The sequence below is a fragment of the Desulfomonile tiedjei DSM 6799 genome (genome assembly GCF_000266945.1).
Lineage (GTDB): Bacteria > Desulfobacterota > Desulfomonilia > Desulfomonilales > Desulfomonilaceae > Desulfomonile > Desulfomonile tiedjei.
Genome location: NC_018025.1, coordinates 6,043,252 through 6,063,270 on the forward strand (window position 1 = coordinate 6,043,252; position 20,019 = coordinate 6,063,270).

The 20,019-nt window shown below is 51.3% G+C and carries 17 protein-coding genes and 5 tRNA genes; all 22 read left to right on the top strand.

Annotation, left to right across the window (positions count from 1 at the left end):
- The first annotated feature begins 284 nt into the window (after positions 1-284).
- Positions 285-1,313, top strand: a complete 1,029-nt coding sequence (locus DESTI_RS25965; RefSeq protein ID WP_014812928.1) for an HlyD family secretion protein — start codon at positions 285-287, stop codon at positions 1,311-1,313.
- Positions 1,297-2,262, top strand: coding sequence for an ABC transporter ATP-binding protein (locus DESTI_RS25970; RefSeq protein ID WP_014812929.1), 966 nt, complete (start codon positions 1,297-1,299; stop codon positions 2,260-2,262). The genes DESTI_RS25965 and DESTI_RS25970 overlap by 17 nt, the downstream gene beginning before the upstream one ends.
- A complete protein-coding gene (locus tag DESTI_RS25975) occupies positions 2,259-3,233 on the top strand; it encodes an ABC transporter ATP-binding protein (protein WP_014812930.1) in 975 nt (324 codons plus the stop codon). The genes DESTI_RS25970 and DESTI_RS25975 overlap by 4 nt, the downstream gene beginning before the upstream one ends.
- A 123-nt stretch (positions 3,234-3,356) precedes the next feature.
- Positions 3,357-4,511 (top strand): ABC transporter permease, encoded by a 1,155-nt coding sequence (locus DESTI_RS25980; RefSeq protein WP_052316111.1) that lies wholly within the window; start codon positions 3,357-3,359, stop codon positions 4,509-4,511.
- Complete coding sequence (locus tag DESTI_RS25985) at positions 4,508-5,743, top strand: ABC transporter permease (RefSeq protein WP_014812932.1); 1,236 nt, start codon at positions 4,508-4,510, stop codon at positions 5,741-5,743. Before DESTI_RS25980 ends, DESTI_RS25985 begins: the two co-directional genes overlap by 4 nt.
- Before the next feature lie 122 nt (positions 5,744-5,865).
- Entirely contained in the window at positions 5,866-7,749 is a 1,884-nt protein-coding gene (gene ftsH / locus DESTI_RS25990) for an ATP-dependent zinc metalloprotease FtsH (RefSeq protein ID WP_014812933.1), read from the top strand.
- A 103-nt stretch (positions 7,750-7,852) separates the two neighbouring features.
- Positions 7,853-8,464 (top strand): nucleotidyltransferase family protein, encoded by a 612-nt coding sequence (locus tag DESTI_RS25995; protein ID WP_157212282.1) that lies wholly within the window; start codon positions 7,853-7,855, stop codon positions 8,462-8,464.
- A gap of 24 nt (positions 8,465-8,488) precedes the next feature.
- Positions 8,489-10,237, top strand: coding sequence for a 4-hydroxy-3-methylbut-2-enyl diphosphate reductase (ispH, locus tag DESTI_RS29510; protein ID WP_014812935.1), 1,749 nt, complete (start codon positions 8,489-8,491; stop codon positions 10,235-10,237).
- A 97-nt stretch (positions 10,238-10,334) separates the two neighbouring features.
- Positions 10,335-10,410 (top strand) — tRNA-Thr (locus DESTI_RS26005).
- A gap of 5 nt (positions 10,411-10,415) precedes the next feature.
- A tRNA-Tyr gene (locus DESTI_RS26010) sits at positions 10,416-10,500 on the top strand.
- Positions 10,501-10,525: 25 nt separating this feature from the next.
- A tRNA-Gly gene (locus DESTI_RS26015) sits at positions 10,526-10,601 on the top strand.
- A gap of 66 nt (positions 10,602-10,667) precedes the next feature.
- Positions 10,668-10,744 (top strand) — tRNA-Thr (locus tag DESTI_RS26020).
- A gap of 112 nt (positions 10,745-10,856) precedes the next feature.
- Positions 10,857-12,050 (top strand): elongation factor Tu, encoded by a 1,194-nt coding sequence (gene tuf / locus DESTI_RS26025; RefSeq protein ID WP_014812936.1) that lies wholly within the window; start codon positions 10,857-10,859, stop codon positions 12,048-12,050.
- 36 nt (positions 12,051-12,086) lie between these two features.
- The gene (rpmG, locus tag DESTI_RS26030) at positions 12,087-12,236 is read left to right on the top strand and encodes a 50S ribosomal protein L33 (protein ID WP_014812937.1); all 150 of its coding nucleotides are present in this window, start codon (positions 12,087-12,089) and stop codon (positions 12,234-12,236) included.
- 14 nt (positions 12,237-12,250) lie between these two features.
- Positions 12,251-12,326: transfer RNA gene (locus tag DESTI_RS26035), tRNA-Trp, on the top strand.
- A 51-nt stretch (positions 12,327-12,377) separates the two neighbouring features.
- Positions 12,378-12,587: a preprotein translocase subunit SecE gene (secE, locus tag DESTI_RS26040; RefSeq protein ID WP_014812938.1), complete on the top strand. Its 210-nt coding sequence runs from the start codon at positions 12,378-12,380 to the stop codon at positions 12,585-12,587.
- Between the two features lie 31 nt (positions 12,588-12,618).
- Positions 12,619-13,149 (top strand): transcription termination/antitermination protein NusG, encoded by a 531-nt coding sequence (gene nusG, locus DESTI_RS26045; protein WP_014812939.1) that lies wholly within the window; start codon positions 12,619-12,621, stop codon positions 13,147-13,149.
- A gap of 80 nt (positions 13,150-13,229) precedes the next feature.
- The gene (rplK, locus tag DESTI_RS26050; RefSeq protein ID WP_014812940.1) at positions 13,230-13,652 is read left to right on the top strand and encodes a 50S ribosomal protein L11; all 423 of its coding nucleotides are present in this window, start codon (positions 13,230-13,232) and stop codon (positions 13,650-13,652) included.
- 9 nt (positions 13,653-13,661) lie between these two features.
- Positions 13,662-14,366, top strand: coding sequence for a 50S ribosomal protein L1 (gene rplA, locus DESTI_RS26055; RefSeq protein ID WP_014812941.1), 705 nt, complete (start codon positions 13,662-13,664; stop codon positions 14,364-14,366).
- A gap of 195 nt (positions 14,367-14,561) precedes the next feature.
- Positions 14,562-15,092, top strand: coding sequence for a 50S ribosomal protein L10 (gene rplJ / locus DESTI_RS26060; protein WP_014812942.1), 531 nt, complete (start codon positions 14,562-14,564; stop codon positions 15,090-15,092).
- A 62-nt stretch (positions 15,093-15,154) separates the two neighbouring features.
- Positions 15,155-15,541 carry a 50S ribosomal protein L7/L12 gene (gene rplL / locus DESTI_RS26065; protein WP_014812943.1) on the top strand — a complete coding sequence of 129 codons (387 nt, stop codon included), beginning with the start codon at positions 15,155-15,157 and terminating at the stop codon, positions 15,539-15,541.
- A 122-nt stretch (positions 15,542-15,663) separates the two neighbouring features.
- Positions 15,664-19,899, top strand: coding sequence for a DNA-directed RNA polymerase subunit beta (rpoB, locus tag DESTI_RS26070; RefSeq protein ID WP_014812944.1), 4,236 nt, complete (start codon positions 15,664-15,666; stop codon positions 19,897-19,899).
- Positions 19,900-20,019: the final 120 nt, after the last annotated feature.

The following is a 20,019-nucleotide window of genomic DNA, read 5'->3' on the forward strand; positions in this document are numbered from 1 at the left end:
AAGGTTAATTGCTGGTTAGACCGCATCCATCCTCGCGAAAAACACTAATGATCGTTGTAGTAACAGGATGGCGGTTATGTGTCCGTTCGCTCGGACGTTCAAAGTACTGGCAGCGGCCACATTACGAATGTATAGTGTCATACCTGAATCCGTTCTGAGATTCAGGACTTCGCTCGCCAAGCGAGGTTTGCATTCTATTCTTCTTCGCTACAGGAAATCCTCATGGATGGAGCCTCTTTCCTGTTCCGGTTCGAGAAAATGTACTCGGAGATAAGTATCTTCACATGGCAAAGAAAATAGTCCCTATTATCGCAATACTGTTGCTGCTCGGCGCGGCAGTGTGGTTTTTCAAATTGCGATCCGAAAACGGTAAGCATCGCGGCATATTCGTGAGTGGGAACATCGAAGCCGTGGAAGTGGATTTGTCGTTTCGCATCTCGGGTCAAATCAAAAGTCTGCCGATTGAGGAAGGCGACCGAGTCGAGAAGAACCAAACAGTAGCTGCTCTGGACACTGACACGCTCCTGGCTCAGAAAGGAGCGGCAGAAGCTGAGTTGGCAAATGCGCGCGCTGTACTCGACGAACTGGAAGAGGGAACTCGATCCGAACAGATCGAACGCTCCCGAGCCGCGTTGAAAGCGGCTGAGAGTAGGTTCTCGTTTGCGAAAGACGAACACGAACGCTACAAGTCTCTCTACAAAGAAAAAGCCATTTCGGCATCGACCTTCGACACGAAAGAAACCGCGCTGAAAGTTGCAAGCGAGGAGCTGAGAAACGCCGCACAGCTCGTCCAGGAATTGGAGAAAGGTCCCAGAGAACAGCAAATCAGGGCGGCACGCGCCAAATTGACCAGAGTCGAATGGGATCTGAAGCGCATCGAACTCGATATCGAGCACTCCTATCTGATAACACCCGTTTCTGGTGTAGTTCTCGTTAAGTCCAACGAGATGGGAGAGGTGATACTTCCGGGAGCGACTGTTACCACTGTGGCGGCATTGGATGAAGTGTGGCTCAAAGGTTATATTGGCGAAATCGATCTGGGAAAAGTCAAATTGAAACAAAAGGCAATTATAACCACGGACAGCTATCCTGATAAGGTATATGAAGGAGTGGTAACGTACATTTCTTCTCGAGCCGAATTTACGCCCAAGAACGTGCAAACCAAGGAAGAACGCATCAAACAGGTGTACCGAGTCAAGATAACCATCAAAAATCCTAACCAGGAACTGAAAATAGGAATGCCCGCTGAAGGCTATATTCTCGTGGATCCCGCGGAACAGAAAAACGAGAGCCAACATGTCGGAAAACCATGATGCGCAAAACGATCTAGCGATCCGTACAGAAAAACTCTCGCGCAGATTTGATGAAGTACAGGCCGTTCAGGATCTCGATCTGACCGTGAGACGAGGTGAACTGTTCGGATTGGTGGGCCCTGATGGGGCGGGCAAGACCACGACTATGCGCATGCTGGCGGGGATTCTCGAGCCCACGTCCGGGGATGCCTGGATTGATGGTGTCTCGGTTGTGAAAGATCCTGAGGGAATCAAGACACATTTGGCCTACATGCCGCAGCGATTCGGTCTGTACCAGGACCTCACCGTAATAGAAAATCTCCATTTCTATGCTGATTTGTTCAGAGTTCCGAGGCGCATCAGGGCTCAACGGATTGAGGAACTCTTCGGGTTCAGCCGTTTGGGACCTTTCAAGGATCGATTGGCTGGTGCGCTTTCCGGCGGAATGAAGCAGAAGCTGGGGTTGGCCTGCGCACTTATTCACGAACCACGGGTGCTCCTGCTCGACGAGCCGACCAATGGTGTAGATCCTGTGTCCAGGAGGGATTTTTGGAAGATTCTCTATGAACTCTTGAAGGAGAGAATCTCCATACTCGTTTCTACGGCATATTTGGATGAGGCAGAACGAACGAACCGCGTCGGCCTCATGCATAACGGTTCACTGATTCGTGTTGGAGAACCCCAGGAGATGAAGACGAGATTACCGGGCTTCATGGTCGAACTTACCACGTCGGATCGATCGAAGGCCCGGGAAGTCTTGGCCCGAATGTCCGGACTGCTCGACATCAACACGTTTGGGGACGGTCTCCACGTGAGAATTTCACAGGAATCCGATCAAGAAGCTATGAGGAATCGTCTCGAGGAAGCAGGCATCGAAATTCGCTCGCTCAGGAGCATCTCGCCCTCTATTGAGGACACCTTTCTTCATCTGATCACGCGAGCACAGAAAAAGCGGGGAGATGTCGCTTGAACCAAAATGGCAAAGAAATAGCCGTGTTTGCACAAGACCTCACCAGGATATTCGGTGAGTTCGTTGCTGTAGATCATATTGCCTTCGAGGTGGAGAAAGGAGAGATCTTCGGTTTTCTTGGGCCGAATGGTGCCGGAAAGACGACCACTATCAAGATTCTGTGCGGACTGCTCACCCCAACTTCGGGTGTCGCTCGCGTCTCAGGGTGGGATGTGGCCACCCAATACGAGGAAATTAAGAAACACATCGGATACATGTCTCAGCGGTTCTCCTTGTACGAAGACTTGACTGTCCAAGAGAATATCGAATTTTTTGGAGGCATTTACGGGCTTGCGAGCGGCAAGAGGGCAGAACGCTATAAATGGGTGCTCGAGATGTCGGGATTGACTGACAAGAAAGACACCTTGACCAGCGACTTGGCCCTGGGATGGAAGCAAAGGCTGGCGCTCGGATGCGCGGTGCTCCACGAGCCTCCGGTTCTTTTCCTCGACGAGCCCACTTCGGGGGTCGACCCGTTGTCCAGGAGGACTTTCTGGGATCTGATCAATGATATGGCTCGTGAGGGCATAACCGTATTCGTGACCACTCACTATATGGAAGAGGCCGAATACTGCAACAGGCTTGCCTTGATGAATCGTGGCCGGATAGTCGCGCTGGGAACTCCGGGCCAACTCAAGACGGAGTGGATGCCCGAATCGGTTCTGGATCTGGAATGCGATGAACTGATGCCTGCATGGGAACTGTTGCAGCGAGAGGATCTCTTCAGTGAAGTCGCAGTCTTTGGAAACATGCTTCACATCGTTACGAAAAATCCTGAAATCGCCGAAGATAAGGCTCGGGAAATACTGCGAAACGCGGGAATACGCGTTTCTCGTATCGAACCTATTACTCCCAGTCTCGAGGATGTTTTCGTAACACTCACTGCCAAGGACATCAATACGGGTTGTACAAATGGGCGTTCAAAGAAGTAACGCCTAGCAAATCCGGTCCCGGCATGTCTCCGAAGCGAAGTCAGTCGGTGCCGTTCGTAGCCAAGGAGATTTGCCGGGACCGGCAAATAGCAGGTTTCTCAATATTCTTTCTATGAAAGCACTTTGGCATTAATCAGCGCAATGAACATTCCACGAACATTGGCAGTAGCCCGAAAGGAGACGCGGCAGATTGTGCGGGATTCCCGTTCATTGTACCTGGCGCTCGGAATCCCTGTTCTGCTCATGGTGCTTTTCGGATACGCGCTGTCTCTCGATGTAGACGATATCCCTATTGCGGTTTGGGACCAGGATCGCTCCCCCGAATCCCGAGAGTTCCTGGATCGTCTCACGAGTTCCGGATATTTTCGCGTAGTTTTCGCTACCGATCGTTACAGTCGCATTGTACATGCGATTGATGACAATGCCATAACAGTGGGAATCACCATACCCTACAATTTCAGCGAACATATGAAAACGGGCCAGCCAATCACCATTCAAGCATTGATGGATGGTTCCGATTCAACTCGTGCGGGAATTGCGCTGGAATATCTCAAGGTAATTATAGCCGTATATGAGGGGGATTATCAGTTCCGGGAATTGGACAGGCAGGCGGTGAAGTCACGTATAAAAGTGCCTGTGGAGTCGCGGATTCGCATTTTGTACAATCCGGAGCTTGTGAGCAGAAACAATATTGTCCCCGGTTTGATAGCAATCATCATGATGGTCATAGCTGCACTTCTTACATCCCTGACCATTGTGCGTGAACGGGAGACGGGCACGATGGAGCAGCTCATATCCACGCCGGTCAAACCCAACGAGCTGATTATCGGGAAGCTGATTCCGTACTTTGTGCTGGGATACGTCGACCTAATAATAGTCTATCTTATGGGAGAATACGTCTTCCATGTTCCGTTCAAAGGCAATTTGCTGCTCATGTTCGGGTGTTCCTGTGTCTTTCTCATCGGAGCGCTTGCATTGGGTTTTCTTATCTCCGTTACTGCCCGAAACCAGTTTTTCGCTACTCAATTCGCTCTGCTTTCAACATTTCTTCCGACGTTCTTGCTGTCCGGGTTTGTTTTTCCCATATCCAACATGCCTGATTGGCTTCAGGTAATCACTTACATAGTGCCTGCACGACATCTCATAACGATTCTTCGAGCCATTTACCTCAAAGGCGCAGGCATCGAGATTATTGCCTTTCCTCTACTTATGCTGGTGGTGATCAGCGGGTTCGTAGTGCTCATTGCAGTGAAAAAATTAAGGAAGACCATCGCATGAGCCAATTCGCAGACGGCACAGCCAGGAAACGCGCCAACACAAACGGCTCGAAATGGCCGACGCGAGAGTCCGTAAAAGCCAGCCTGCAACGAATCAGTCACCTGATACGAAAAGAGTTCATCCACATTATCAGGAGCAAACAAAATTTCCGAATGCTGCTCATTGCACCCCTGGTCCAACTTGTAGTCTTCGGGTACGCTTCTCGTCTGGATGTGAAGGATGTTGACACAGTCATTGCAGATCTGGATCACAGCACCATGAGCCGACAGATAACGGACGCATTCTCCCGGTCGGGCTATTTCAGGATAGTGGCACACGTAAATTCCTATGATGCGGTTGACGATTATATGCTGAGGGGCAAAGCTGCGGTGGCCATTCTCATCCCGCCGGATCTTGAGCGTCAAATACAAGGATTTCGGACCGTTCTGGTAGGGGTGTTAATCGACGGAGTCGATACAACCACTGCTGGAACAGTATCGGGCTATGCGCAATCCATATTGCAGCAATTCTCCACAGATCTTATCGTGGCACGCATGAACCAGATGCAGGGATTGCTGTACACCACGGCAAATCCCCGGATCATCTCACCCGGCGTAACTGATGCAGGCCGCGCCTGGTTCAACCCGAATCTCAATTCGAAAAATTTCTTTGTGCCCGGAGTTGTCGTCCTCATAATCTTGGCAATGAGTATTGTCCTCACGTCTGCGATAATTGTACGGGAAAAAGAAATCGGCACGATAGAGCAATTGATGGTCACGCCCATATCGCGTTTCGAGCTGATCCTGGGCAAAACCATTCCTTCTTTCATATTGGAATTCACCACGTTAACCGTCATCACACCGCTCGCGTTTCTTATGTTCGATATACCGTTCAAAGGATCTGTGTGGTTTTTTTACGTTACGTCCATAATTTTTCTCATTACCACCTCCGGAATCGGAATAACCATCTCCGCATTCTGTAAAACGCAGCAGCAGGCTGTGCTCACATCGTTCATGTTTCTTCAGCCATCGGTTCTTCTCTCCGGGTACGCATTTCCCATAGAGAATATGCCCGTAATTATTCAATATGTTACGTATTTAAATCCTCTCAGATATTTTATCACCATCATGAGAGGCGTCTTTCTCAAAGGAACGGGATGGGAAATCTTGTGGCCGCAAGTGATTCCTATGATTGTCATGGCTATTTTTTATGTAGCATTGGCTTCATTTTTATTTAAGAAGAGAGTCGATTAATTACAGCACGTTATCTCTGGAAGATGCAGAAGCTTCTCCTATGGCTGCGAAGCGAAGGGGATTGCTCTTGAAGTGAAAGTGTCCAAATAATAGACCAGGGTTTAAAGGAGGTATTTTTTCTTATGCCTGAAAAAAAGGAATTCACGAAAAAGACTTCTTTTTCGGTCATATATATTCTCTTGGCGTTTCTGGTGTTTTCATTGCTGCAATTTTGGCTTGCACCCGAACGCGATAGTATCTCGTATTCCCAATTTAAGAAGTATATTGCCGATGGCAAAATCAATGCCGTGGTTGTTTCACAGCGGTTTCTCAAAGGATATGAGAAAATCCAAGGCGGCACCAAGACTGAGCCCTTGTTTCCCACAAAAATGTATGTGACCCCACGCGTTGACGATCGGAATCTGATCAATTTTCTCGAAGAGAATAATGCCGAAATCATTGCGGAAAATGAAAATACGCTTTTGATGACCGTCCTTTCCTGGGTTCTTCCGGCTTTGATCTTCGTAGGAATTTGGTTGTGGGCAATGAGGAGGATGGGGCAGAGTTCGGGAATAATGACGCTGGGAAAGAGCAAAGCCCGCATCGTGGCTCAGACGGATCTCGGGGTGACTTTCAAAGACGTTGCCGGCCAGGACGAAGCAATCCAGGAGCTCCAGGAAATCCTGGAATTCCTACGAACTCCGGATAAATTCACCAAGTTGGGAGCAAAGGTCCCGAAAGGTATTCTCCTGGTGGGCCCGCCGGGAACCGGAAAAACGCTTCTGGCTAAGGCAGTCGCGGGGGAAGCCGGTGTGCCGTTCTTCAACATCAGCGGTTCGGATTTTATCGAAATGTTTGTAGGCCTCGGTGCTGCCCGGGTGAGAGATCTATTCGAACAGGCTGCAAAACAGGCTCCCTGCCTCGTCTTCATAGACGAGTTGGACGCGCTCGGAAAAGCTCGCGGCGCGGGCAACATCGCAGGACATGATGAGCGAGAGCAAACGCTCAATCAGCTTCTCGTGGAAATGGACGGATTTCAGGCAAATCAGGGGGTCGTCATCCTGGCCGCAACCAACAGGCCGGAAATTCTCGATCCCGCGCTGCTAAGGCCCGGCAGATTCGACCGCCATATACTCGTGGACAGGCCTGACCTGGCGGGCCGCATAGCCATTCTTAAAGTTCATACGCGCACTGTTGTTTTGTCCCGAGATGTGGATCTGGAGATCATTGCACGAAGAACTCCTGGTTTTACGGGCGCAGACCTTGCCAATCTGGTGAATGAGGCTGCTCTGCTTGCTGCCAGAAAAGAACAAAAAGAGGTTACGTCACGCGAGTTTGAAGAAGCCATAGACAGAATCATTGCAGGCCTGGAAAAGAAGAACCGTGTCCTCAATGAAAAAGAAAAGAAGACAGTTGCCTATCATGAAACAGGTCACGCGCTTGTAGCCGCGTTTCGTCCCACAGCAGAAAAAGTGCACAAGATCTCGATCATTCCCAGGGGAATCGGGGCGCTCGGCTTCACGCTGCAATTGCCGACCGAAGATCGCTATCTCATGTCAAAGCAAGAGCTGCTCGAGAAAATCGATGTTCTCCTGGGAGGACGTGCAGCGGAGTCGATCGTTTTCAAAGAGATAACCACAGGTGCACAAAACGATCTGCAGCGAGCCACCGATATAGCGCGCAGCATGGTGACTCTGTACGGAATGACGGACAATCTCGGCGCGGTTACTTACAGGCCTACTCCAAATCCTTTTCTACAGCAGTCGTACTTTCCGCAGGAACGGGAGATCAGCGATGAAACCGCACGCCTCATAGACAGCGAAATAAGGAATATCGTAGACGCCAGAATGCAGGAAGTGGTCGGCACACTGCAGGCAAACGAGCTTCTGCTCCACAAAGTGGCACAAAGACTCCTGCAAAAAGAAACCATCGAAGCTGACGAATTTTTCGAGCTGATCGGGAAAGAAGTACCTGAAGAACCGGAGGATAAGACGCTTATCAAAGCTGCCGACGTGAGAAATATCTAGAAAAGATTCTTGAGCCGGAAGAGTGCCATTATTGTAAAGAGAAACTGCCATTCTGGAAAGGTCGTCGCGTCATTTGGTTTCTAATGAAGAAAAACGCAGTCCGGTGAAGATTGTTGGGATCATTCTCGCCGCAGGGTTGTCTAACCGTTTCGGTTCTTCTAAGCTGAGCCAACAAGTATCAGGTTTGCCTATTGTATCTCACGTCCTGATCGCTGCATTGAAATCGGAACTCGACCGTGTCGTGCTGGTGGTCAATCCCGCGACACGCGATATAGCCGTTCCCCAGGAGTTTCTTTCTACTGAAAAACTCATTAAAGTAGAGAATCGGCAGCCGCAGCTCGGAATGTCTTCTTCGATGAAAACCGGCCTCGTCCACGTCACGAAAGAGACAACGGCCGCGCTCATATTGCTTGGCGATCAGCCCGGGATAACGTGTTCCGCCATTGATAGAATGATCGGGGCATCTCGTTTACATAAGGAAAAAATTGTGATTCCCACGATCGACGGCCGCCGAACCACTCCTGTTCTGTTTCCTGCGCGCTTGTTTCCGGAACTCCTGTCGGTCTCCGGTGATGTGGGCGGACGAGAGGTAATCATGCGATATCCTGAAATGACTATCCAGGTCGAACTGGCTGACGTGTACGACGATTCTGACGTCGATACCCCGGAAGATCTGGAAAAAATGAGACGAGCTGCTTTGGAAAGGATTGGATAACGTGTTCGTTGCAGGTCGATACGCATGAAGATTCGTCTCGCCAAAACCGCGGGTTTTTGCATGGGAGTTCGCCGCGCGGTAGACATGGTTCTCGATCTGCAAAGGGCCGCTCCGCCTTTGCCCATCGTCACGTACGGTCCCTTGATACACAATCCTCAGACGCTGAATCTGCTGCAGTCGCGAGGCATCCAGGAGGTGAAGTCCCTGGACGAGATTACCGGTGGAACAGTGGTAATTCGAGCTCACGGCATCTCGCCGCAGGAAAAACAGATCCTCGCGTCAAAAGGCGTCGGAATTATTGACGCTACCTGCCCTCGAGTCGCCCGGGTTCAGGCATTCATACGGAAACACGCGGCCCGAGGACATTTTTGTGTAATAGTTGGAGATGAAGATCACCCGGAAGTTCGCGGCCTGATGGGATTCGCAAGCGCGGGTGGCCTCGTTGTTCCCTCTGCGGACTGCAATGGACTTATCGATTCCATTCCGACGGATCGAGGAATTTGCCTTGTCGCACAGACGACCCAGGAGATTGAAGTCTTTGAAAGCGTTGGTGAGTTGCTGCGAAACCGCTGCTCGGAACTGCACGAGTACAACACCATATGCGATTCCACAAAACGGCGGCAAATAGAAATCAGCCGACTGGCAAGACAGGTTGAGATGGTCGTAGTGGTAGGGGGGAAAGGGTCCGGAAATACGCAGCGTCTCGTAAAGGTGGCCCAGGCTCAAGGAGTTCCGGCCCTGCACGTTGAAACCGACGAAGAGCTTCCCTCAGATGCTCTCACCGGTGTCCGGACGGTCGGAGTGACCGCGGGCGCAAGCACTCCCAACTGGCAGATTCGGCAAGTAACCGACCGGCTGAAAGAAATCGGAATGAGCCGGGGATATAGTCCCTGGAAACGAATCCGTCGGTACGCGGACATTTTCGTCATGGTCTACGGCTGGGCCGCTCTGGCCGGAGGCGGGCTTACCGCAACCGCGCTGGTGCTCGAGGGGCGTCCCGTCACATGGCTGCCTCTCGTGGTTACCATGCTGTTCGTGTACTCCATGCATCTGTTGAACCGCATTCAGGAGAGGGCGGGCGCGGTGCGTTTCAATACGCCCGAGATTGCACAATTCTACATTCGGCATCGAAAGCTTCTGACATTTTCGGGCTTTTGTTCTTCCGCAGCCGCATTGGCACTGAGTTTCAGCATGAGCATATACGCAGGTTGCGTACTTTTGGGAATGCTCATTGCCGGAAGCCTGTACATGGTTCCTATTCCGGGGTTGAATCGGTTTCCCCGCACAAAGTGGAGAAGCCTCAAGGATCTTCCCGGCTCGAAGACACCTCTCGTAGCTCTTGGGTGGGCCACAGCCGCAAGCCTTTTGCCGGTGATGGGAGACATATCGGATCTGTGGAACCCCGGAGTGGCGATTGCGTTCGTTTTCGCGGCAGGGACAGTGTTTTGGCGCACTGCATTGTCGGATTTACTGGACATCCAGGGAGATAGGATCGTAGGAAGGGAAACCATTCCCATTCTCATCGGGGTGAAAAATACGCGAACCTTGCTCCTTGCGCTTTTGGTCTTCCTCGGTTTATTCGTGACATGCGCGTCGACTCTTGGCTGGATCCCCTCGATTGGTCCTTTGCTGGTGATCAACACTCTTGTGTTCGGGATCGCTTTTCTCGTGTACAAACGGCGCCACTTGGTTGACCGGCTGGCATTTGAGGGAATTCTGGACGGGAATTTTCTTCTCAGTGGTCTTCTGAGCGTTCTGTACAGTGGTTCCTAATTGTTAGGTATCGATGAATTAACCGCGGCGAGGAAAATTCCTATTGACAGGGATAGCGAGGTGTGTTAAAAAAAATACTTTTATAGAGGAACCGTTTGCTGGCGTAGCTCAACCGGTAGAGCAGCTGATTTGTAATCAGCAGGTTGCGGGTTCGAGTCCCATCGCCAGCTCCAGATATGGAGGGGTTCCCGAGCGGCCAAAGGGGGCAGACTGTAAATCTGTTGGCTCAGCCTTCGGAGGTTCGAATCCTCCCCCCTCCACCATAAGCCCTCTGAGGCTGAAGATTTCGCGGGAATAGCTCAGTTGGTAGAGCGTCAGCCTTCCAAGCTGAATGTCGCGGGTTCGAATCCCGTTTCCCGCTCCAAAATTGATGGATGTTCCGCCGATCTCCAAAAGAAAAAGGAGAGTCGGTGGAGTCTCGCTTTTCTGAGCCCACGTAGCTCAGTCGGTAGAGCACTTCCTTGGTAAGGAAGAGGTTCACCGGTTCGATCCCGGTCGTGGGCTCCACAAACCGTACTCCGACCTCCGGTACACGGAGTGAATGCAGGGAAGCCCGATCATTTTTCCGGTCCCTGCGAAAGAAATGCCATTGCTGGTGTCTTAAATTAAGGAGGAGCCCATGGGCAAGGCGAAATTTGAGCGAACGAAGCCACACGTAAACGTTGGAACGATAGGACACATCGACCACGGCAAGACCACGCTAACAGCGGCAATCACGCGGGTGCTAGCGAAGAAGGGTCTGGCTTCGTACATACCGTTCGAGGAGATAGACAAGGCTCCTGAAGAGAAGGAGCGCGGGATAACGATAGCGACTGCACACGTGGAGTATCAGACGGACAAGCGCCACTATGCACACGTGGACTGCCCCGGCCACGCAGACTATATCAAGAACATGATAACCGGAGCCGCTCAGATGGACGGAGCGATCCTGGTTGTTGGAGCCAATGACGGTCCAATGCCCCAGACACGAGAGCACATCCTTTTGGCCCGTCAGGTCGGCGTTCCCTATATAGTAGTGTTTTTGAACAAGGTAGACATGGTAGACGATCCGGAGCTGATCGAGCTGGTAGAGCTTGAGCTCCGCGAGCTTCTGACTTCGTACGAATTCCCCGGTGACGATATTCCGATCATCCGTGGAAGCGCTTTGAAGGCCCTTGAGGCCGGCGATCCGAAGCATCCGGATGCTCAGTGCATCATCGAGCTTATGAATGCGGTTGACGAGTATGTGCCTGTACCGATTCGCGAGACTGAGAAACCGTTCCTTATGCCTGTCGAGGACGTGTTCAGCATCTCCGGACGTGGAACGGTGGTGACGGGTCGAGTGGAGCGAGGCCGGGTAAAGGTGAACGAAGAAGTAGAGATCGTGGGTATTCGCGACACCCGCAAGACAGTGTGCACGGGCGTGGAAATGTTCCGTAAGGTGCTGGATGTGGGCGAGGCCGGTGACAATGTAGGCTTGCTGCTTCGTGGCATCAAACGCGACGACGTGGAACGCGGCCAGGTTGTTGCCCATCCGGGAACGATCACTCCCCACACCCACTTCAAGGCAGAGACCTATATTCTGGCTAAAGAGGAAGGTGGACGCCACACTCCGTTTTTCAACGGTTATCGGCCTCAGTTTTACTTCCGTACCACAGACGTTACCGGCGTGATCACGCTTCCGGAAGGCGTAGAGATGGTAATGCCCGGTGACAACGTATCCCTGGAAGGCAAACTGATCACTCCCATAGCAATGGAAAAAGAACTCCGCTTCGCCATCCGGGAAGGCGGCCGAACCGTCGGTGCAGGAGTTATCTCGGAAATTATCGAGTAGCAGCCTGAGGCTGATCGACGCCTATCGGAGGCATCCATGAGAGACATCATTACGCTCGCCTGCACCGAATGCAAGCGGAAGAATTACACGACGACAAAGAACAAGAAGAATACTCCGGACAAGCTGCAGTTCAACAAGTACTGCAAGTTTTGCCGCTGCCACACTCCTCACAAGGAGACAAAATAGGTGGCAAACCGAGTAGGCCAGTAGCTCAACGGCTAGAGCACCGGTCTCCAAAACCGGGGGTTGGGGGTTCGAATCCCTTCTGGCCTGCCAAATCTGAATCGATGATTTTCCGCGAAGCAAACTTCGAGGAAAGATGGACAGATGGACAAAGTCAAGGAATTCTGGCAACTAACAGTTCAGTTCTTCAGAGAAGTCAAAGTAGAGCTCCAGAAGGTGACGTTTCCTACTCGGCAGGAAACCATGGGATCTACGATTGTTGTCCTGGTGTTGACGATAATCATGGCAATTTACCTGGGGCTCAGCGATTGGGTGCTGGCCCGGATTGTCCAAATGCTGCTGCAGGTGGGTTAGTGATAATTGAAGGCAAAGAGGAGGCGATCCGGTGGCTCTGAGATGGTATGTCGTTCACACGTATTCGGGCTATGAGAATCGTGTAAGGACTGCATTGCAGGAAAAGGTCCGGAGCATGGGACTGGAGGATCGGATCACAGATGTGCTCATTCCGAGCGAGTCCGTCGTGGAACTGGTCAAAGGTGAAAGAAAGACCTCCAATCGAAAGTTCTTCCCCGGATACATTCTGGTGCAGATGGAATTGGATGATACGACCTGGCATATAGTGAAGAGCACGCCGAAAGTAACCGGATTTATCGGCTCCCGAACGGAACCTGCGGTGATTCCGGATGATGAAGTCGACAAAATAAAAAGCCAAATGGCTGAAGGACAGGATAAACCCAGACCGAAATATTCCTTTGAGAAAGGTGACTCGGTTCGGGTTGTGGACGGCCCGTTCATCAACTTTAACGGAACCGTGGAAGAGGTAAGGCCCGATAAAGGCAAGCTCAGAGTGCTCGTCAGTATATTCGGCAGGCCGACCCCGGTTGAACTCGATTTTATTCAGGTGACCAAGAACTGAGTTGACGGCAGTGAGCAGGCACGGTCATGTTCCGGTCGTCATGATGGAAGTTTTCGTGCCTGGGGAGAGGATACACATTCATGGCTAAGAAAATAACAGCTACCGTTAAGCTTCAAATTTCCGGAGGCGAAGCGAAACCGTCTCCGCCAGTGGGGCCTGCTCTCGGCCAGCACGGCGTGAACATCATGGAATTCTGCAAGGCCTTTAACGCCCAGACGCAGAATCAGCAAGGCGTTATCATTCCGGTGTTGATCACGATTTATGCGGATCGGTCTTTCACCTTCGTTCTCAAGACTCCCCCGGCTTCATACTTGATAAAGAAGGCCGCTGGTGTCGATAAGGGCTCGCCGGAACCGAATCGGAATAAAATCGGTAAGCTGACCATGGCGCAGGTCGAAGAAATCGCGCGATTGAAAATGTCCGATCTTAATGCCAAAGACATGGAAGGGGCGATGAACACCATCATGGGTTCAGCTCGCAGTCTTGGCATTGAAATCGTTTAGAGGAGCAACATGTCTGCCATCCCCAAGAAAAAAGAGAGTGCGCGGGAAAAAATCGATCGCGCCAGGAAGTACACGGTAGATGAGGGATTGGACGCAGTTCTCTCCACATCTTATGCAAAATTCGATGAATCTGTTGACGTGGCAGTCAAACTCGGAGTAGACCCGAGGCACGCGGATCAGATGGTCCGAGGGACGTGTGTTCTGCCTCACGGAACCGGGAAGTCCGTGCGGGTTCTCGTGTTCGCGAAGGGGGAGAAGGAAAAGGAAGCGCTCGACGCGGGTGCAGATTATGCCGGTGGCGACGAGTTGGCCAAGAAAGTTCAAGAAGGCTGGCTGGATTTCGACAAGGCAGTTGCAACCCCCGATATGATGGGCGTGGTCGGTAAGCTCGGAAAAATTCTCGGTCCCAGAGGCATGATGCCGAACCCGAAGGTGGGGACCGTAACCTTTGATGTGGGTCGTGCAGTAACGGAATTGAAGGGCGGCAAAGTCGAATTCCGTGTAGAAAAAGCCGGTATTGTCCATGTCCCCGTTGGACGGGTTTCCTTCGGAAAGGACAAGTTGGCGGAAAATCTCAGGACCCTCATGGAAAGTATCGTTCGTCTGAAACCCTCTACGTCCAAGGGGGTCTATCTAAAGGGAATGTCTATTTCAACGACCATGGGACCAGGCGTGAAAATAGATCCTCAAGAAGTACGAAATCTCGTTAAGTAGATACTTGTATTAGGAGTACTGGATAGCAGATTTCAACAGTTTTCCGTTTTCAAGGCCAAGTCGGAGACAGCGGGCGTGCGCTAGCACTTAATCAAGAGCCAGCCTAGACGGAGGCCAGAAAGGGGTGCAAGAAGATTTCCACCCGATTCGCCTCGATTCGCTGTTTCCCTCCGACCAAAAGGGGGAAATCCTAGTTTGAAAAGAGAAGAAAAAGAAAAACAGGTAGCTTGGCTCCGTGAGGAATTACAGGAAGCAAAAGCTCTTTTCCTCACGAATTATCAGGGCCTGAGTGTTTCAGAGATGAATTCGCTCAGGAGTGAGCTGAGAAGTAAGGGGATCAAGTTCAAGGTTTTGAAGAATACCCTGACACGCCGTGCGTATCAGGATACGGAGATATCCGCTGTCGGCCCGGATCTCGCGGGTCCCCGCGCTGCCGCGTGGACGAACACGGAAGATGCCGTTCCGGCTATGGCAAAAGTGCTTTTCGATTTTGCCAAAACCCATCAGAACCTACAACTGGTCCGTGGTGTGCTCAAGGGAAAGTTGGTTCAACCTTCCGAAATTGAGACACTTTCCAAGCTTCCTTCCAGGGAGGAACTTGTGGGTCGCTTATTGGGACAGATGATGGCTCCTGTGAGTTCTTTTGTCAATGTCCTTGCGGCGGTCCCCAGATCTTTTCTCAATGTGCTGAAAGCCATTGAAGAACAGAAAGCGTCCTCATCGTAGTCCGCAGAAGGCGGAGCGATGGGGTTCCCGGTATTTTAGAAGAGCGAATCGAGGAGGATATTATGGCGGAAATCAGTAAAGACGACGTAAAGGCTTATATTCGCAACATGTCGGTGTTGGAGTTGAGCCAACTCGTCAAAGAGCTGGAAGAAGAGTTCGGGGTTTCTGCGGCGGCGCCCATGGCTGTAGCAGCAGTTGGTGCTGTGGCCGGTGGAGAAGCAGCCCCGGTGGAGGAAAAAACCGAATTCGACGTGATCCTGAAGGATTTCGGCGACAAGAAGATCCAGGTTATCAAAGTTGTACGTTCATTGACCGATCTGGGTCTCAAAGAAGCCAAGGATCTGGTGGAAGGCGTTCCGAAACCGGTGAAAGAAGGGGTCTCTAAGGAAGATGCCGAGAAGGCCAAGGCAGCCCTGGAAGAATCAGGCGCCACTGTGGAGATCGTTTAACTATTTCACCTGCTAGGTTTCAGAATTGGGCAGAGCATAGTACGTCGTACTGTGCTCTGCCTGAACTCGCGAACACCTCTCCTCACATCCTCCTTTAAGGTCACCACAATCAGAGGGAGAACATGAGTCCTTTTTCCGTGCATTCACAGAGGCTCAGGAAGAATTTTGCACGTATACCGCAGATTGCCGGCATACCCAATTTAATCGAGATTCAGAAGCAGTCCTACGATCGGTTCCTGCAAGCTGATGTCCCGCCCGAGGCGCGTGAAGATATCGGTCTTCAAGGAGTGTTCCGGTCGGTGTTTCCTATTAAGGATTTTTCGGATACGGCATCTCTGGAATTCATCAAATACACCCTGGGTGAAGAAAAATACAACGTAGAAGAATGCCTTCAGAAAGGCGTTACCTACGCGGTTCCTTTAAAAATTACGGTTCAATTGATTGTATGGGACGTAGATCCGGACACCAATTCTCGAACGATCAGAGACGTCAAAGAACAGGAAGTCTATTTCGGTGAAATTCCGATCATGACCGAAAACGGTACGTTCATCATTAACGGGACCGAACGGGTCATCGTATCGCAGTTGCATCGGTCTCCAGGCATATTTTTCGATCATGACAAAGGTAAAACACACGCAAGCGGTAAGTTGCTTTACTCTTCGCGGATAATTCCTTTGCGAGGCTCCTGGATCGATTTCGAATTCGATCCGAAGGACAGACTGTATGTCCGCATAGATCGAAGGCGCAAGCTGCCTGTTACCGTGTTTCTCAAGGCACTGGGATATTCCAGTGAAGAGATATTGAATTATTTCTACAACAAGCAGACGATTCTCATCACGCCTGACGGATTGCGGCGAAAAGTCGACCTGAAGCTGCTTGTGGGCACTTCGGCTCCTTCCGATATTTATGTGGAAGGATCGGAAGACGTCCTGGTACGCAAAAACAAGAAAATAACCCGTGCGGCTCTCAAAAGGCTCGCCCAGCGCCCTATCGCTCCGCTTACGATGAAAGTGGAGGATCTTGCGGGCAAAGTCCTGGCCCACGACATTATAGACGAAGCCACAGGTGAAGTCGTAGCGCCGTGCAACAAGGAAATCGCCCTGGATGAGGCTGAACAATTCGTTCAGGATCTTACTGCACGGGGCATTACGAGCTTCGACGCTCTCTTTATAGAAGAGCGTATCGTTTCTTCTTCTTTGAGAGACACGTTGCTGGAAGACAAGATTGACGACCGGCCGAACAGGGTTATCGAAGACTATCGAAAGCAACGTCCGGACGAAGAAACGAGCAATGAAACACTTAACGCTCAGATCGAGATCTACCGCAGGCTGCGGCCCTCCAACCCTGCAACGGTCGAGATCAGCAACACCTTTTTCAATAACCTGTTTTTCAGGACCGAGTATTACGATCTCTCCCGGGTCGGACGCCTGAAGCTGAATCGCAAGCTCAATATATCCAGCGACGACGCTCCGCTCGGTCTGCGGACGCTTCGCAACGACGATATCATGCTTGCGGTGAAGTATCTGCTTGAGTTGAAGGAAGGAAGGCCGGGAAGAGAAATAGACGATATCGACCATATGGGAAATCGTCGGGTCCGTTCCGTGGGCGAGTTGCTTGAGAACCAGTACAGAATCGGGCTGGTTCGTATGGAACGAGCCATCAAAGAACGAATGAGCCTCCAGGATGTGGAGACTCTTATGCCGCACGATTTGATCAATGCGAAGCCGGTTACGGCAGTTGTCAAGGAGTTCTTCGGGTCCTCTCAGTTGTCTCAGTTTATGGATCAGACAAATCCATTGAGTGGGATTACCCATAAGCGGCGTCTGTCTGCACTCGGACCGGGCGGACTCACCCGTGAAAGAGCCGGATTCGAAGTACGAGACGTTCACCCGACCCATTATGGGCGAATTTGTCCCATTGAAACGCCGGAAGGTCCAAATATCGGCCTTATCGTGTCGCTCTCGACCTATGCAAGGGTGAATGAATTCGGGTTCATAGAAACCCCATACAGACCGGTGACTCAGCGTCAGGTCGGCAAGGATATCATGTTCCTTACGGCTCTGGATGAAGAAGGTCACGTCATCGTCCAGGCAAACGCTCAGTTGGATAACCAGAATCGCCTTGCCTCGGATCTGGTCTCGGTTCGCCATAAAGAGGGTGAGTTTGCCCTTGTGGCTGCGGAAGAACCCGATCTCATGGACGTTTCTCCGAACCAGTTGGTCTCCGTGGCGGCTTCTCTTATTCCGTTCCTGGAGAACGACGACGCGAACCGTGCGCTCATGGGATCGAACATGCAGCGCCAGGCTGTTCCTCTTCTTACCACTCAGGCTCCCCTGGTGGGCACGGGCATGGAAGAGGTGGTCGCGACAGACTCCGGAGTTACCGTTGTGGCAAAACGCGACGGTATAGTCGATTCCGTTGATGCTACCCGTATCGTTGTCAAAGCCACGGATTTCAATGAAGGCGATCTGGACCCTGGTGTCGACATCTACAATCTGATCAAGTACCAGCGGTCTAACCAGAACACTTGCATCAATCAGAAGCCTATCGTGAAAAAAGGCGATCGAGTGGCAAAGGGCCAGGTTATCTCGGACGGTCCTGCAACGGATAAAGGCGAACTGGCTCTCGGAAGAAACGTGCTCGTGGCATTCATGGCCTGGGGCGGGTACAACTACGAAGACTCGATTCTTGTCAGCGAGAAGATCGTCAAGGAAGATATCTTCACTTCTATCCATATAGAAGAATTTGAAGTCATGGCCCGTGACACGAAATTGGGCAAAGAGGAAATAACACGAGACATTCCGAATGTCGGTGAAGAGGCGCTTCGTAACCTCGACGATTCGGGTGTCATTCGTATAGGAGCCGAGGTAAAACCCGGTGATATCCTTGTGGGCAAGATCACTCCCAAGGGAGAGAATCAGCTTAGCCCGGAAGAAAAGCTGCTGCGAGCCATATTTGGTGAAAAAGCAGGTGATGTGAGGGATTCGTCACTTCGCGTTCCTCCGGGTGTCGAAGGAACCATCATCGGAGCACGCATATTTTCCCGAAAAGGTACTGACAAGGACAGCAGAACGATTTCCATTGAAAATGAAGAAATCGCCAAGCTGACCAAAGACCGCGACGATGAAATGCGCATTGTGGAAGAAGGTGCGAGAGAACGAATCCGCAGCATGCTGCTGGGCAAAGTCGTTTCAGCGCCGCTCGTGGACGGTGGTTCAGGCCGAGTATTCATCAAAAAGGGAGAACCCGTCACCAATGAAGTGATGAACGTGGTTCCTCTGGAATTACTCCGGGACGTTTCTCTCAAGGGAGATACGGCCACAGAAGACGAGGTTGTTCGCATTCTCGAGCGTCTGAGCGATCAGAAGCATTTCTGGAAAATGCACTATGACGAACGAATCAGCCGCCTCAAGAAAGGTGACGAACTGCCTCCGGGCGTCATTAAGCTCGTCAAAGTCTATATAGCGATCAAACGGAAACTCTCCGTTGGCGATAAAATGGCCGGACGCCACGGGAACAAAGGTGTTCTCTCTCGAATTCTTCCTGAAGAGGATATGCCGTATTTTGAAGACGGCACTCCCGTAGAGATCGTGCTGAACCCGCTCGGTGTTCCGTCCCGAATGAACGTCGGCCAGATCCTCGAAACCCATCTTGGATGGGCGGCTCGCGGGCTTGGCGAATCTTTGAACAAGATGCTGGAAGAGAATTTCTCCCCGGAGAAACTCAGAGAACAGCTATTTCGGATATTCGAATGCTATGAACCCGAACGTAAGCGGAAAGTGAAAGCCATCATCGATGAGATGGATGACGATCAGGTCAAGAGATTTGTAGCCTCTCTTTCCAGCGGTGTTCCCATTGCAACCCCCGTCTTTGACGGTGCGCGGGAAACCGAGATCAAATCCCTGCTTACATCGGCCGATCTATCAGGTACCGGACAAACGAAGCTTTATGACGGCCGGACCGGAGATCCTTTTGACACAAGGGTTACTGTGGGGATCATCTACATGATGAAACTCCACCACCTTGTTGACGACAAGATCCATGCAAGAGCTATAGGGCCCTACTCACTGGTTACGCAGCAACCGTTGGGCGGTAAAGCTCAGTTCGGCGGCCAGAGACTCGGAGAAATGGAAGTGTGGGCCATGGAATCCTATGGAGCAGCCTATTCTCTCCAGGAATTCCTGACCGTGAAATCCGACGATGTCACAGGCCGTACGAGAATGTACGAAAGTATTGTAAAAGGAACGAATGTCCTCGAACCGGGTCTGCCCGAATCGTTCAATGTCTTGGTCAAAGAGATTAAATCCTTGGGCTTGGATATCGAACTACTGGAAAGTGATACTGCAGTGGCGGGTTAGGGCCTAAAACTGCGGCACTGGGAAGAACCGCGTAGAGGCAAAATGTGCGAGATCGATCGGTTCGAAGATGCAGGATATCGATGATTCCTGAGATGATTCAGCCGAAAGGTCCCGCCAATT

Excerpts from the sequence above, each read along its gene's own strand:
- rplA (WP_014812941.1), top strand. The coding sequence starts at position 13,662 with ATGTCTGCCATCCCCAAGAAAAAAGAGAGTGCGCGGGAAAAAATCGAT.
- rplL (WP_014812943.1), top strand. The coding sequence starts at position 15,155 with ATGGCGGAAATCAGTAAAGACGACGTAAAGGCTTATATTCGCAACATG.
- rplK (WP_014812940.1), top strand. The coding sequence starts at position 13,230 with ATGGCTAAGAAAATAACAGCTACCGTTAAGCTTCAAATTTCCGGAGGC.
- tuf (WP_014812936.1), top strand. The coding sequence starts at position 10,857 with ATGGGCAAGGCGAAATTTGAGCGAACGAAGCCACACGTAAACGTTGGA.
- ispH (WP_014812935.1), top strand. The coding sequence starts at position 8,489 with ATGAAGATTCGTCTCGCCAAAACCGCGGGTTTTTGCATGGGAGTTCGC.
- secE (WP_014812938.1), top strand. The coding sequence starts at position 12,378 with ATGGACAAAGTCAAGGAATTCTGGCAACTAACAGTTCAGTTCTTCAGA.
- DESTI_RS25970 (WP_014812929.1), top strand. The coding sequence starts at position 1,297 with ATGTCGGAAAACCATGATGCGCAAAACGATCTAGCGATCCGTACAGAA.
- DESTI_RS25965 (WP_014812928.1), top strand. The coding sequence starts at position 285 with ATGGCAAAGAAAATAGTCCCTATTATCGCAATACTGTTGCTGCTCGGC.
- rpoB (WP_014812944.1), top strand. The coding sequence starts at position 15,664 with ATGAGTCCTTTTTCCGTGCATTCACAGAGGCTCAGGAAGAATTTTGCA.
- ftsH (WP_014812933.1), top strand. The coding sequence starts at position 5,866 with ATGCCTGAAAAAAAGGAATTCACGAAAAAGACTTCTTTTTCGGTCATA.
- DESTI_RS25985 (WP_014812932.1), top strand. The coding sequence starts at position 4,508 with ATGAGCCAATTCGCAGACGGCACAGCCAGGAAACGCGCCAACACAAAC.
- rpmG (WP_014812937.1), top strand. The coding sequence starts at position 12,087 with ATGAGAGACATCATTACGCTCGCCTGCACCGAATGCAAGCGGAAGAAT.